A 13,879-nucleotide genomic window follows, 5' to 3' on the forward strand; every position below is an offset into this window, starting at 1 on the left:
ATCGGTTGAGTCCCATCAGGCGCGTGTTCAGATTCTGTTACGAAATGATCCACCCAGCAATACGACAATGCGTCAGGAACTACTGAGCGTGAGAACACTCTCAGTATGTCGCCACAATGGGTGACCCGGTGTTCTCAGTCTGTCGATCACCGGCTCGTCAACCGCTGCAAACCGCCCCAGAGCAGGTCCATCGCGTACTCGGTGACGGCCTCGGGCGTCAATTCGTCGTACCGTTCGCACCAGATCGCCAGCCGCTCGCAGCCGCCGACAACGAATTCCGCAGCCGCCTGGACACGCACCGTGTCGGAGTCGTCGAAGTAGCCGCTCATCAACGTCGCGATGAGGTCGGTCTGCTGCTGTCTGGTCGCCTCGATCTCCTCGGCCGCCGAGGTCCCGACCAAGGTGATCTCGTGGCGGACCAGCGACCACGCCTGCTTGCGGTCCCTGATGAATCGGAAGAACGCGCGCAGGCCCGCGCGCATCGCGTCCTCGGCGCCTGCCGCGCCGACCACGGCCTGCTCGGTGACGTGCCGCAGCTCGGCCCTCGCCTCCCTGATGCACGCGAGGAGCAGGCCCTCCTTGGAATTGAAGTACTCGTAGAGCATCGGCTTCGAGACGCCGACCCGTTCCGCGATCTCGTCCATCGACGCGGCGGCGTAGCCCCGCTCGGCGAACACGGCCTCGGCGACCTCGATCATCTGCCGCTCGCGCTGCGCCCTCGGCATGCGTTTGCGCCGGGTGGGGGCCTTTTCGGGCGTGCTCACGACAACGACTCTACCGGAAGTAACCTACTGCTGGTAAGGTGGACTCCGGGTAACAGGAACTGCGGCATGGAGGCACGCATGGGCAACCGCACCGAAGCGGGAGTCGTCATCATCGGCACCGGGTTCTCCGGCCTCGGCATGGCGATCCAGCTCCGCAAGGAAGGCCGCGAGGATTTCGTGATCCTGGAGAAGGCCGACGACGTGGGCGGCACCTGGCGCGACAACACCTATCCAGGCTGTGCCTGCGACATTCAGTCGCACATGTACTCGTTTTCCTTCGAGCAGAACCCGCAGTGGTCCCGCTCGTTCTCTCCGCAGCCCGAGATCCACGACTACATGCGGCGCGTCGCGGAGAAGTACGACCTGTACCGCTTCGTCCGCTTCGGCCAGGAGATGACCGGAGCGCGCTGGGACGCCGACGAGAACCGCTGGCACGTCTCCACCGCCTGCGGCGACGAGTTCGTCGGCCGCTACCTCGTCGCCGGGGTCGGTGCGCTGCACCTCCCGCAGATCCCGGACCTGCCGGGCATCGAGCGGTTCCAGGGTCGAAGCTTCCACTCCGCGCAGTGGGATCACGACTTCGACCTGCGCGGCAAGCGGGTCGCCGTGATCGGCACGGGGGCCAGCGCGGTCCAGTTCGTGCCCCAGATCGCCAAGGACGTCGCCGAGCTGACCCTGTTTCAGCGCACGCCGCCGTGGATCATGCCGAAGCCCGACCACGCCATGCCGGACTGGGCGAAGCAGCTCTTCGCGAAGGTGCCGGGAGCCCAGCGGGCGTACCGCAACCTCCTTTACTGGATGCTCGAGGTGCGCGCCGTCGGCTTCAACGGCAACCCACGTGTCATGAAGCTCGCGCAGAAGCTCGCCAAGCACAACATCGACAAGCACGTCGACGACCCCGAGCTGCGCGCGAAGCTCACCCCCGACTACGTCATGGGCTGCAAGCGGGTGCTGATCTCCAACGACTACTACCCGGCGCTCAACCGGGACAATGTGCACGTGGTGACCGACGGCGTCGCCGAGGTGACCGAGCGCGGCGTGATCGACAAGGCCGGCGTCGAGCACGAGGTCGACGCCATCATCTACGGCACCGGTTTCCACGTCACCGACGCCTTCGACGACCTGGACATCATCGGCGTCGACGGCCGCCACCTCGGCAAACTGTGGTCGACCGAGGGCATGCAGACGCACAAGGGCATCACCGTCGCGGGCTTCCCGAACCTGTTCTTCCTGCTCGGGCCCAACACGGGGCTCGGGCACAACTCCGTGGTCTTCATGATCGAGCAGCAGATCCGCTACATTTCCGAGGCGATCCGCTTCGTGGAGTCGCGCGACGCCGAGGCGATCGAGGTCCGCGAGGACGTCCAGGCGCGGTTCAACGACGACATCCAGCGCAAGCTGGAGCGCGGCATCTGGACCCAGGGCGGTTGCAAGAGCTGGTACCTCGACGCGAAGGGCGTCAACCGCACCATCTGGCCGGGCTTCACCTGGCGCTACTGGCTGGAGACGCGGAAGCTCCGCCCGAGCGACTTCGAGCTGACCCGCTAGTGCCCTCCGTCGGAAGTCTGTTGCTTGAGTCGGTGGATCCAGGTTTCCGCTGGCAAGGCGCCGGTTCGTCCTCGTACGGGGCCGTACTTGGGCGGACCGGCAACGCAGCCGGCGGGAAGCTGGACCGTCGAATTATGTGGCGAACTTCCGGCGGGGGGCACTAGACCCGGGGGCCGGGGGGCTACCGGCCCCCGGGCAGGGAGGGGGCCCCGGGGGCCGGTAGCTGGTCAGTAGCCGGCCGGGAGGCCGGACAGCTTCCGGAGGCGGGCGATCAGGTCCTGGGTCTCCATGCCGCAGAGTTCCGCCATGCGTTCGAGCGCGCTGAACTCGAGCTGGACCTCGGTGCCGCTCGCCTGCTCGAGCCTGCCTCGGGCCCACCGGCGCAGCGGCAGCAGCTCGGGCTGGTCGTCCGCGACCACCTTGGCGAGGTTCAGCCGGATCCTGCCGGGCTCGTCCCCGAACACCCGCCGGTGCACGCGCTCCAGCAGGTTCTGCGGCAGCTCGTCCATGGCGAGGCAGAGCTCGACGAGCCGCACCACCGAGCACTGCCGGGTGCCCAGCTCGTACGTCGCGAGCGTCTGCAGCGAGATCTCGCTCTGCAGGCGCTCGTTCAGTTCCTTGCGCGTCCATCCTCGCTTCTTGCGGAGCTTGCGTAGTTCCTCGCCAAGTACTCGCTGGTAGGCGTCCGCGTCGATCAGCACTCCAGGTCCCCTGCCCGCACCGCGTGGGATGCCGTGCGCCGGCTCAGCCGACACAGTGCATGCGTTCTTCACGCGAGTGAAAGCCTTTGAGGTCCCTCGCCTTACGCGGCTTCCGTAGAAAACTTGACAAAAGCCCGCCAACTACCCCGAATGGAGCAGCAAAAGACACCGAATGGGCTCACCCGGATTCTGCGGTCACAGACTGCAGTGAAGGCCACCTTCACTGCGTTGAACGCAGTGAAGGTGGCCTTCACTGCAGCCGGGCGGAGGGGGCCTAGTTCACGCAGGGGACTCCCTGTGCCGTGATGGGTGGCTCCTCGGCGGGCTCCTGCTTGGCCACGGGCGACGCCTGCTGCTGCATGGCGGGCTCGGCCACTCCCTCGGCGGAACCGGACTCGTCCGGCGGCGTGTAGTCGGGAGCCAGCAGGACGCGGACGTGTCCGGCAGGCACGGAGGGATCGGTATCGACCTCGACGTCGCCGCCGAGCGAACCGGCCACCTTCTCGCCTGCCGCCTCCTGGCCCTCGGGCACCTGCACCACGGTGGTCGCACGGGCCGTGGCGTTGCCGACCTCGCCTGCGATGTAGCCCTCGGCCGTGAGCGACTCGGACACGCTGCCCGCCAGGCCGGTGATGCCCGAGGCGTTGAGCACGTCCACGGTGATCTCGTCCGGGGGCGGAGCGGGCGCCTTCTTCTCCTCCGACGGCGGCGGGCCGGAGAGGCCCTGCACGAAGTCGCGCACCTCGTCCGGGTCGACCTGGATGGCCTGCCCGTCGGCGGTGTCGTACTCGGTGTCGACGACGGGGATCGTGCGGAACTCGATCTGGCCGCCGGTGAGACCCCGCATCTGCTCCGCGAAGCCGAGCAGGTCCCAGCCCTGGTTCACGACCACGGACTTCTGGACCGCGCTGACGAGGTCGTTGAGCTTGGCCGGGTCGGCCAGCGTGCCCGCGGAGAGCACCTTGCGGGCCAGTCCGGCCATGAACACCTGCTGGCGCACGACGCGGTCGAGGTCGCCGCGCAACAGCCCGTGCCGCTGCCGGACGAACGCCAGCGCGTCGAAGCCCGAGATCGTCTGCGGGCCCGCCTCGAAGTTCGCGCCCGAGTAGTCGTCGTCGACGGGCTCGTTGAGGCACACGTCCACGCCACCGATGGCCTTGGTGATGTCGTAGAAGCCGAGGAGGTTGATCGAGGCGTAGTTGTCGATCGTGGAGCCGGTGAGGTTCTCGACGGTCTTGATGAGGGTCTTCGCGCCCTCCTGGTTGCTGTCGACCTCGAGCTGCTTCGGGTCGGTGACGCCCTCCTCCTCCAGTTGCGCACGGGCGGCGGCCTTGCCGCGCGCGTACGCGGAGTTGATCTTGTGCTCACCGAAGCCGGGGATGTCCACGTAGGAGTCGCGTGGCAGCGAGATCGCCACGGCCTTGCTGCCGTCGTTGGGGATGTGGACGAAGATGAGAGTGTCGGTGTTCAGTTCGCCGTCGGCGACTCCGGCCCGCAGCTTGGCGAGCATCTCCTCCGACAGCGGGTTGCCCTGCGCGTCCGTGCGGCTGTCCATGCCGACCAGCAGGATGTCGCGGGCGCCGTCGGCTGGGAGCTCGTCGGAGCCGCCCTCGATCACGTCGGCCATCGTGAGGCCGTTGACGAGACCCTGCATCGCGGCCCACGCGTAGCCCGTCAGGCACATCACGAGCGCCGAGACGACCGCGAGCACGATCTTCGGGCCGCGCAACCTGCGGCGCCGGGGCGGCGGCGGAGGCGGAGCCGACCTGCGGGGGCGCTGAGCGGGCGGACGTCCCTGACCGGCGGCGGCCGTGCGGCGACCCGGCTGCTGCGCCCCCTGTGCCCTGCGCGGGGGTGCCGGCCTGCCGCTGGGGGGCGGCACCGGCCTGCCCCCTCCGGCGCGGTCCTGCCACGGCCTCGCGGGACCACGGCCTCGCGGGGAGTTCCGCGGCGGGTACTCCACGCCAACGGCTCCTTTCGGTCGACAGTTCGATCCGTTGTTGGACGTCCGAGCAAGGACACAGGTTGTCGTAGGGTGGCACACCGGTTCACCGATGTGGTTGGTACCACTCCGGAGTGGGCGCTCCGACTACGTGACGTAACCGCTCGTCGCCCGGGCGGCCCACACCGTAGCCAACGCCGCCGACACGGCCAGCAGCCCCGTGACGCCGTGCACAACGACGCCCAGTGCGAACGTGCTCGGCCCCGCCGTCGCGGACAACAGCGGTGGCACACACGCCAGCGCCGTCAGCAGCCACGTCCGCGGCGCGTTGCTGACACCGGTACGCACCGTGTGCAGCAGCGACATCCCGAGCAGCAGGTGCACGAGGCTCTGGATCGGATCGAGCGGCAACCCGCCGAGCGTGACCTGGCCCGCGCCGCTGAAGCTGCTCAGCGCGAACCCGAACACGCCAAGAGTGGAGTACCCGATCCCGGCGAACGTAGCCGCGTGCGCCAACGCCCGATCGAGTCGTCCTGGCGCCGTCCGCCATGCGGGCAGTGGCGGCGGTCGGTAGCCGAGATGCCGTTCGAACCACCAGAACACGAGCGCGGCGGGCCCGGTGAGCATCGCGACCGCCAGCAGGACCCGCAGGCTGCCCGCCGCCAGGCGCTCCGGCAGGTACACCGCCGCGACGACCAGCAGCATGCCGGAAAGGAAGAGCAGGTAGAGGCTCATCGGCGCGCGGGAGGCGAACCCGGCCGCGCGCAGCACGCCGGGTCTGCCTGCCAGCCTGGCCAGCGGCGCGCGGAGCAACCCGAGCAGGCTGAGCTGCACCAGTCCGAGAGCGAGCACGGGGAGCACGGGGCCGGTCAGCGCCGGCGGGTCGCCGGGCGAGCCGAGCAGGGTGGCCGGGACGCGCCCCGCCACCGCTCCCGCCGCGAGCGCGCCCACTCCGCCGAGCCCTGCCACCGCGAGGAGCCACGGCCTCGGCCTCGGCCGCCCGGCGTGGGCGAACGCCAGCTGCTGGGCGAGCAGCGCGAGCACCACCACGCTCAGGTTGCCGAGCACCGGCGAGCCGACCCGGTCCGCGAGCAGCGCCACGCCTACGAGCGCGGCGACGAGGGCGAGTCCCGCCGGTACCGGTCTGCGACGGTGCAGTGCGAGCAGCGCGGGAGCCGCCGCCATGGTCACCACGTAGACGCCGAGCAACCACAGCGGATGGAGCGCGATCCTGACCACGACGTCGGTGGTCGCCTTCGGCACCGCGAGCAGCTCGAGCGCTGTGGGCACCGCGAACGCCACCACGGCGAACACCAGCGTCAGGCGCAGCAGCCAGCTCGCCCGGTGCGCGAGGAACTCGCGGTAGCCGCCGCCGTGCTGGCGGACCGTGAGCCAGCCGGTGAGGTTGGAATGCCCGGCCGCGAAGAAGAACACGAAGGCCAGCTGGGAGAGCCACGTGAACGGCCAGAGCCAGTCCGCGGGCGCGCCAGCCCAGTGGGCGAGCGCGACCGACGCCTCGCCGAGCACGAGCAATGCGACGCTGCCGACGCCGAGCAGCGTCCAGCGCCCGCCGGGCACCGGTGCGGGCCTCGGTTCCTGGACGTCGGTCCGGGGCCGGGTGCGCCGCGCGACGAGCCAGCCGCGCAGCCGGAACGAAACGAGGAAGCCGATCGCCGCGACCCCGGCGAGGATCGGCACGATCGGCTCGCCGACCGGAGGGCCCCAGCGCTGGTGCCAGGAGTTGACCACGAGCCCGGCCGAGTACAGCGACGCGACGCTCTGGCACAGCCGCGGCGAGCCCTTCGGGTTGAGCTCACACGTGGCGTGCATGTCGGCGGAGAGCCGGTCGTCGAGCGCCCTGCGGACCTCCGGGCCCAGCGGATGGCCCTTCTTCTCGGCGTAGCGCAGCAGGTCGTAGCCGAGGTCGTGGGCCCGGCACGGCGTGCCGAAGTCCCAGCGGGTGTCGTCGTCGCCCCACGGCGTCGAGCACCCGCCGTCGACGTGCACGGCCCTGACCGTTCCGTCGCGGGCGGTCGCCTCGCCCGGCACGACGCCGGTGACCTGGGTGAAGTCGGCGGGCAGCAGCGCGAGCGCGCCGGGGTCGGGTCCCGGAGCGAGCAGGGCGTCGATCGCGCGCTGCGCCGACGCCACGTCGCCCTGCGGCGGTCCCTGGTCGGGCGGTGCCTCCGAACGGGACGCCAGGAATCCGAACCCCGTCACCACCAGGACGAGCAAGACGACCCATGCCGACGTCCCGAGGAGGCCCCGCCCGCGTCTGGACGCGGGCGCGACGGTCTCCTCGGCTGCTGCGGTCACGGTTCCCCAGGGTGTCAGCGGCGAGCGGGAGGCGGCATCCGGGTAACCCCCCGATATGAGCTGTGCAGGTCAGCCTACCCGCCGGAGCCGTCGGCGAAGCGGACTTGGTTGCGCCCGTTCTCCTTCGCCTCGTACACCGCGGCGTCGGCGGCCTGCATCAGTCCCTGCAGCGTGCTCGCGTGCCTCGGGTACACAGCGACGCCGATGGAGGTTGTGCGGTCGGTGACCGTGGTCTGCGCTCCGCGTTTGTCGGTGGTGGCGATCTCCAGTGCGGCGATCGTGTTGCGGACGCGCTCGGCGGCGACCTCCGCCGCGGCCGCGTCTGCGTCGGGCAGCAGCACGAGGAACTCCTCGCCGCCGAACCGGCCGACGATGTCGGCGGGTCGCGTGACCTCGCCGAGTGCCTTCGCGACGGCTCCGAGCACGTCGTCGCCCGCCGGGTGCCCGAACGTGTCGTTGATCCACTTGAAGTGGTCGAGGTCGATCATGAGCATCGCGAGGTTGCCGTCGGCACGGCGCACGCGCGTGAGCGCCCGCTCGGCGGACTCCGACCAGCCGCGCATGTTGAGCAGCCCGGTCTTGGGATCGGTGACGACGTCGTCCTGCAGCTGGTCGAGCTCGGCGAGCCGGTTGAAGAACACGGTCACCACGGCCATGATCGCGACCGACGGCGGCAGGGTGACCACGAGCACGGCGGTGACGGCTCCGAGTCCCGTCGTGATGGCCTCGATGGTGTTGTCGGCCTTGCTGCCCAGCACGTTGCGCAGGGTCGGGTTCGGGTCGCTGAGGGCAAGGATGCCGCCGACGTAGATCAGCTGGACGCCCTCGTACACGGCGGCGGCGACGAGCACGTAGCCGAACTCGCGCAGCGAGCCGAGCGCGGTGATCGTGTGCCAGTCGTGCGCCCCGAGTGAGGCGTAGACGAGCCCGGCGAGCGCCGCGGCCAGACTGTGCGAAATGGACGAGAAGACGAAGTTGTGCGCTGGGCGGCGCGCGGTGAACCAGCGCTGAACGCGGATCAGCACCACGAGCAGGACCGTGAGCGTCGTGGGGAGCACGAGCACCGCCGGGAAGACCCACACGGCGATGAGGTCGATGAGGACGGTCTTCGTCCGGTTGCGCCTGCGTTCCTCCTGGCGCTGGGTGAGCTGGATGTGGACCGTCGCGCCGGCCGCGAGGATCGCGAACCGCAGCCAGTCCGTGCCGGTCGGCGGGTGGGCGCCCGCGAAAGCGACGGCGAAGCCCGCGATCGCCACGAGCTCCATAACGATCAGGAAGACGATGAAGCGTCTCGGCCGCCTCCACAGTGCCCAGTTCCGTGGGCGTAACCGGTGGCGCCGCCGCGCGTGCGCGGGCTCGCCGTCGGCGCTCGCGCCTCCGGCCGGCGGCGCCGGCCCGGTCACGGCGGCGCCGTCGCCCCTGCCGGGCGCACGGTCTCGACCTGGGGCGTCGGGTCCTGGCGGTGGCCGATCGTGAGGCGTGAGCGGCAATCGCCAAACCTCCCCAAGGTGTGCGTTCCGGCGGTTAAGTACCCTCTGCGAAGTCCGCGAGAGAACTGGGCGCTCTCCACAGCGGGTATCATCTCACCGCGCGAGAACTGTCGTGTAGGCGAGGACGCCGACATGTAGTCTCGGGGCGCCCCGTCTTCGGCTCAAAGGGCGATCGGAGGTGTTCTCCCTTGCCTGGCCGTGACTTCTGATCTAGAACAAACACATGTTGGTTGATTGCGCTCTCAATGGGAGGTGTCCCGTGGCCGGCCGTGATTTCTGATCCTGGGCGTTGGTGAACTCGGTGAGCAGTCGAAGTAAAGGAGGTGTTTCCGGTGACCGGTCGTGATTTCTGAGACACGTGGAGTTCGGAAAAATCGTTAGCGGATGTTAAGGAGGCTGGCTGTGGCCGGGCGTGACTTCTGAGCGAGGGCAGTCGGTAGTGGAGAGTCGAGCCGGGATCGCCGGGGAGGTGTACGCAAGTGCGTGGCCGTGATTTCTGAACACTCGTAGTCATTATGAGCACTCACAGTGACAATTTTTCTTAATCGCGTTCGAGGAGGAGCCTCTGATGGCCGGCCGTGACTTCTGATTGCCCCGCAATTCTTCTTTCTCCGTTCGTGCCCCTAGGCAGCGGAACTATCCGGCGTAGCTACGGACGCGCGCCCACGAAAGCGCGACCGGCACGGTGAAAACAACTCCCAGTACGCCGGCGAGAGCGATAGCGGTAGTCGCGGAGTCCACCCATTCCGCGAGTACGCCGCCCATCGCCACACCAAGGCCCTGTGCTACCCGCAGCCCGGTGCGGTACAGCCCTCCCGCTCCTCCGCGCAGTTCGTTGGGAACCCACGTGATGAACGTGGCGCCGACGGTGATGATGTAGGCGCCCGCCGCGCCCGCGAGCGCCAGCAGGACCAGCGCGAGCACCAGTCCTGGCTCGAGGGAGAACGCGACGAGCACGCCCGCCGCGGCGATCGCCAGCACACCGACGTAGCGCTGCCGGTTCTCGGCGGAGACGAAGCGCGACAGCGCGAAGGCGCCGAGAATGAACCCGACGGGGTCGGCCGCGAGCAGCCAGCCGACCGCCTGCTCGCCCGCGCCGATCTGGTGGGCCAGTGGCGCGGCGAGACCTTCGGGTACGACGGCGAGCCCGACGAGCCACGAGAACGCGAGCAGCACCCGCAGCCTGCGCTGCCCGAACACCCACCGGGCGGCGCCGAACCACGGATCGTCCGGGTCGCCGGCCGCGGGCCGCGCGCGCACCTGCCATCGCACGACGGCCGCCGCGACGGCGAACGTCAGCGCGTCGATCGCGAGCGCCCACGACGGGCCGAGTGCGGTCACGAGCACGCCACCGGCGCCGAGGCCGACGAGCATCGCGACGTTGGTGGTGATGCCACGCAGGTCCTGGCTGCGCAGGTAGACCTCGTCGTCGTCGAAGATCTCCCTCGTGAGCGCGTTCTGCGCGGCGTTGACCGGTGCGCCGGCCAGCCGCACGCCCACGACGAGCACGCACAGCAGGGCGAGCGGGGTGCCGGGGATCGCCATGGCTCCCACGAGCACGGCCTGGATCAGCGCGCACACGACCAGCACGGTCCTGCGGGGGAACCGGTCCGCGAGCTGGGAGAGCCCGAGCCCGCCCGCGAGCGCGGGCAGGAAGGTGAGGGCGTAGACCACCGCGGCCCACAGGGCCGAACCGGTGCGGCCGTAGACCACGATGGCGAGCGCGACCGTGGTGAGGTGGTCGCCGGCCACCGACTGCGCCTCGGCGAGCCACAGCGCGCGAAACTCCGGGTTGCGGATCGCGACGTTCATCCGTGGCGCCGTGCTGGTACCCACCCTTGTCACCCTGTACTGACTCGATTACCCCGTGCAACACACACGACAACGTTAAGTTCTACCCCCGTGACGGGGAGACGAACAGTGAACGTCGCCCGGATGGGACTAACGGCGCTCTCCTTTCGGCCATCTGTCCGAGGCCAAACGTACGGGGGCCACCCGGTTGCCTGTACGTCCGCCCGGCCGATCGCCGGTGCAGTGCGGAGCAGCCCGGCAGTATGCCGGGACCGATCACCGATCACTCGTTCGGCGCAGTGTGGCGGCCGTTCGGCGAGCTCGGCGGGCCGGGAAGGCGACTCTGCCGAAGACTGAGGGTGACGCCGGCTGCACGGGTGGACCGAGCGCGAGTCGGTGCCGGCGGGTGGGAGAAGAGACGATGAACGAGCTGCTGAGCGGCAAATCGGTGGTTGTGACCGGTGCGGGAAGGGGCCTGGGGGAGGCCTTCGCCGTGCACGCCGCGCAGGCGGGCGCCGCGGTCGTCGTGAACGACATCGACGTGGGACGGGCTGAGGCGACCGCGGCGAACATCAGGGCGCACGGCGGCCTGGCGGTCGCCAGCGGGCACAGTGTCGCCGACCCGGAACAGGCGAGGGCGATCATCGAGCTGTGCGAGGCGGAGTTCGGCCGGATCGACGGACTGGTGAACAACGCCGGGGTGAACTACGAGGCGCTGCCGTGGCAGGACGACCCGGCGCAGATCCGCGAGCTGATCGAGACCAACGTCCTCGGCGTGATCTACACGGGGACGGCCGCGGCGGAGGCGATGATGCGCCACGGCGGCGGCTCGATCGTCAACATCTCGTCGGGGGCGTCGCTGGGGCAGCGCAAGCTCGCGACCTACGCGGCGAGCAAGGGCGCGGTGGCGTCGCTGACGTACTCGTGGGCGCTCGACATGGAGGATGTCGGCATTCGCGTCAACGCCGTCTGCCCGCTCGCCCACACGCGCATGGTGTGGAAGTCGGAGCGGTCACTGCGCAACTGCCCGCCGGACCGCACGCCTGCGCGGATCGCTCCGGTGGTGCTCTTCCTGCTCGGCGACGGCTCCCACGGCATCACGGGGCAGCTGATCCGGTGCAACGGCCCGCAGCTGCACATCGTCGGCCAGCCGTATCTCAAGGCGCCGATCCTGGAACGGCAGGTGTGGGACTCCGACAGCGTGCAGCGCGCGTTCGACGAGGTCTTCAGCGCTCACCTGGAGCCGTACGGCCTGGAGAAGCGTGTGCCCCCGCGCCTGCGCAAGTGGACCGAGGGCCCCACGACCCCCCTCCGCAGCGCCTGACCTGACTGCCCCCAAGGCCACCTTTGTTGCGTTCAACGCAACAAAGGTGGCCTTGGGGGCCGGTGGCGTCAGTCTGCGTAGAGGGCGGCGATGTCGGGTTCGTACCGCTCGGCGATGACGCGGCGCTTGAGCTTCAGCGTCGGCGTCAGCTCGCCGCTCTCCGGGGTCCACGCCTTCGCCAGCAGCTGGTACCGCTTGATCTGCTCGACCTTGGCGAGCCGCTCGTTGGCCGCCTCGACGGCGCGGTCGATCTCGGCTCGCACGTCGGGGTGGCCGGCCAGCGCGGCCACGTCGGTGTCCTCGATGCCGCGCGCCGCCGCCCACGCGGGAGCGATCTCGTCGTCGAGCACGATCAGCGCGGTGACGTACGGCTTGCCGTCGCCGATCGCCACCGCCTGCCCGATGAGCTGGTGCTCCTTCAGCAGGCCCTCGATCCGGCTCGGTGCGATGTTCTTGCCGCCCGCCGTGATGATCAGTTCCTTCTTGCGGTCGGTGATCGTGACGAACCCGTCGGAGTCGATCGTGCCGATGTCGCCGGTCGCGAACCACCTTTCGGCGTCGGTCGCCGGCTCGATCGACCCGTCCTCCTGCAAGTAGCCGAGGAAGACGATCGGGCCGCGGACGAACAACTCGCCGTCCTCGCCCGTGCGCACCTCGACGTCGGCGAGCGGCCTGCCGACCGTCCCCGCCTTGAAGGCGCCCGCGGTGTTGGACGTGACGGCGCCGGTGGTTTCCGAGAGCCCCCACACCTCCTGGATCTCGACGCCGAGGCCCGCGATGAAGTAGAGGACCTCCACCGGGAGCGCCGCGGCGCCGCTGGAGGCCAGCGTGAGCTTGTCGAGGCCGAGCAGCTGACGCACCGGCGCGAGCACGGTCTCGTCGGTCTCGGCGATGCGGGCGGCGAGGTCGGCGGGCACCTCCTTGCCTGCGCTGCGCAGTTTGTAGCCCTCCTGCAGCAGTTCGTTGGCCTGCAACAGCGCGGTCCGCCGCTCCTCGGGCACGCCGCCGAGCATGTTCTTGAGGCCGGCGACCATCTTCTCCCACACACGCGGCACGCCGAACAGGACGTCGGGCCGCACCCGGCCGAGCGCGGGGACGAGACCTTTCGCGTCGGCGAGCGTGTGCACGTGCCCCGCGTAGACGATCGGCAGGTAGATCGACAGCTCGCGCTCGGCGATGTGCGCCAGCGGCAGGTAGGCGATGTTCTTCAGGTGCATCTGGTTGTCGTGCAGCGAATGGATCGCGAGCGCCTCGTGGATCGCGTTGCGGTGGGAGAGCACCACACCCTTCGGCACGCCCGTGGTGCCGGAGGTGTAGATCATCGACAGCGGGTCGTCGGGCTTGATCTCGTCGGTCGCCTGCTCGAACGCCTGGGGTTCCCGCGCGTGCCTGGCGGCGCCGCGCTCGCGCAGGTCGGCGAACGTGAGGAAGCGGTCGTCGCCGTGCGGGAGGTCAACGGGGTCGAGTACGACGACGTGTTCCAGGTTGGGCAGCTGGTCGAGCACCGGAAGCCAGCGGTCCAGCTCCTCGCGCCCGGCGAGCACCGCGATCGGCGCCGCGCTGTGATTGACGACGAAGGCGATCTGCTCGCTGCTCAGCGTCGAGTACGCGGTGCACGGGATGGCCGCGATGTTGGTGGCCGCGAGGTCGGCGATGAGGTGCTCGGGGCGGCTCGGCGCCATGATGATCAGCCGCTGGCCCGCGCGCAGGCCGAGGTCGGTGAACCCGGCGGCGATCGAGGCCACCTCCTCGCGCAGCTGTCCCCACGTCAGCGTCGGCGTTCCCTCCGCGTCCAGTGACGTGAGCGCCGGCAGGTCGGCGAACTCGGTTGCGTTGCGGCGCAACAGAACGGGGATCGTGAGGGTGTCGGTCTGCCTGGCGACCGAAGTCTGGTTGGACGGCAACGGATGTCTCCTCGTCTCGCCGGTCGAGAGGCGCCCAGCCTATGTGTTCGACGTCACTCAGGGAACCATGATCGTTCATCTCGCCGGTGTTGCCGCCCG

General features: G+C 69.7%; 9 protein-coding genes. 2 read left to right on the plus strand and 7 right to left on the minus strand.

Translation table 11 applies throughout. The features are described from left to right. Positions 1 to 146 precede the first annotated feature (146 nt). Entirely contained in the window at positions 147 to 725 is a 579-nt protein-coding gene (locus FCN18_RS25970; RefSeq protein ID WP_112273149.1) for a TetR/AcrR family transcriptional regulator, read from the minus strand. A 117-nt stretch (positions 726 to 842) separates the two neighbouring features. Between FCN18_RS25970 and FCN18_RS25975 the strand changes: the two genes are divergently transcribed. Beyond that, positions 843 to 2,312: a flavin-containing monooxygenase gene (locus FCN18_RS25975; protein WP_112273275.1), complete on the plus strand. Its 1,470-nt coding sequence runs from the start codon at positions 843 to 845 to the stop codon at positions 2,310 to 2,312. Positions 2,313 to 2,539: 227 nt separating this feature from the next. Here the strand turns inward: FCN18_RS25975 and FCN18_RS25980 are convergent, their stop codons facing one another. The 5 genes from FCN18_RS25980 to FCN18_RS26000 all read right to left on the minus strand — a co-directional run bounded on the left by FCN18_RS25980 (position 2,540) and on the right by FCN18_RS26000 (position 10,573). After that, complete coding sequence (locus tag FCN18_RS25980) at positions 2,540 to 3,013, minus strand: helix-turn-helix transcriptional regulator (RefSeq protein ID WP_112273148.1); 474 nt, start codon at positions 3,011 to 3,013, stop codon at positions 2,540 to 2,542. 274 nt (positions 3,014 to 3,287) lie between these two features. Beyond that, complete coding sequence (locus tag FCN18_RS25985) at positions 3,288 to 4,976, minus strand: LCP family protein (RefSeq protein WP_228714131.1); 1,689 nt, start codon at positions 4,974 to 4,976, stop codon at positions 3,288 to 3,290. A gap of 126 nt (positions 4,977 to 5,102) precedes the next feature. Next, complete coding sequence (locus tag FCN18_RS25990) at positions 5,103 to 7,271, minus strand: phospholipase A2 (RefSeq protein ID WP_228714132.1); 2,169 nt, start codon at positions 7,269 to 7,271, stop codon at positions 5,103 to 5,105. A 74-nt stretch (positions 7,272 to 7,345) separates the two neighbouring features. Next, complete coding sequence (locus tag FCN18_RS25995) at positions 7,346 to 8,536, minus strand: GGDEF domain-containing protein (protein ID WP_112273146.1); 1,191 nt, start codon at positions 8,534 to 8,536, stop codon at positions 7,346 to 7,348. 861 nt (positions 8,537 to 9,397) lie between these two features. Further along, the gene (locus FCN18_RS26000; protein WP_137096362.1) at positions 9,398 to 10,573 is read right to left on the minus strand and encodes an MFS transporter; all 1,176 of its coding nucleotides are present in this window, start codon (positions 10,571 to 10,573) and stop codon (positions 9,398 to 9,400) included. Between the two features lie 400 nt (positions 10,574 to 10,973). On the opposite strand from FCN18_RS26000, the gene FCN18_RS26005 reads away from it, so the two are divergent. Further along, entirely contained in the window at positions 10,974 to 11,876 is a 903-nt protein-coding gene (locus FCN18_RS26005; protein ID WP_112273142.1) for an SDR family NAD(P)-dependent oxidoreductase, read from the plus strand. Between the two features lie 68 nt (positions 11,877 to 11,944). Here FCN18_RS26005 and FCN18_RS26010 read toward each other — a convergent pair whose 3' ends face one another. Beyond that, a complete protein-coding gene (locus FCN18_RS26010; protein WP_137096337.1) occupies positions 11,945 to 13,780 on the minus strand; it encodes an AMP-dependent synthetase/ligase in 1,836 nt (611 codons plus the stop codon). Positions 13,781 to 13,879 lie beyond the last annotated feature (99 nt).

The sequence above is a fragment of the Prauserella endophytica genome (assembly GCF_005146945.1).
In the GTDB taxonomy this organism is placed as follows: Bacteria; Actinomycetota; Actinomycetes; order Mycobacteriales; family Pseudonocardiaceae; genus Prauserella_A; species Prauserella_A endophytica.

Bases quoted from the DNA above. Each gene is read 5' to 3' on its own strand.
- FCN18_RS25975 (WP_112273275.1), top strand. From the start codon at position 843: ATGGGCAACCGCACCGAAGCGGGAGTCGTCATCATCGGCACCGGGTTC.
- FCN18_RS26005 (WP_112273142.1), top strand. From the start codon at position 10,974: ATGAACGAGCTGCTGAGCGGCAAATCGGTGGTTGTGACCGGTGCGGGA.
- FCN18_RS26000 (WP_137096362.1), bottom strand. From the start codon at position 10,573: ATGAACGTCGCGATCCGCAACCCGGAGTTTCGCGCGCTGTGGCTCGCC.
- FCN18_RS25995 (WP_112273146.1), bottom strand. From the start codon at position 8,536: ATGGAGCTCGTGGCGATCGCGGGCTTCGCCGTCGCTTTCGCGGGCGCC.
- FCN18_RS25970 (WP_112273149.1), bottom strand. From the start codon at position 725: ATGCCGAGGGCGCAGCGCGAGCGGCAGATGATCGAGGTCGCCGAGGCC.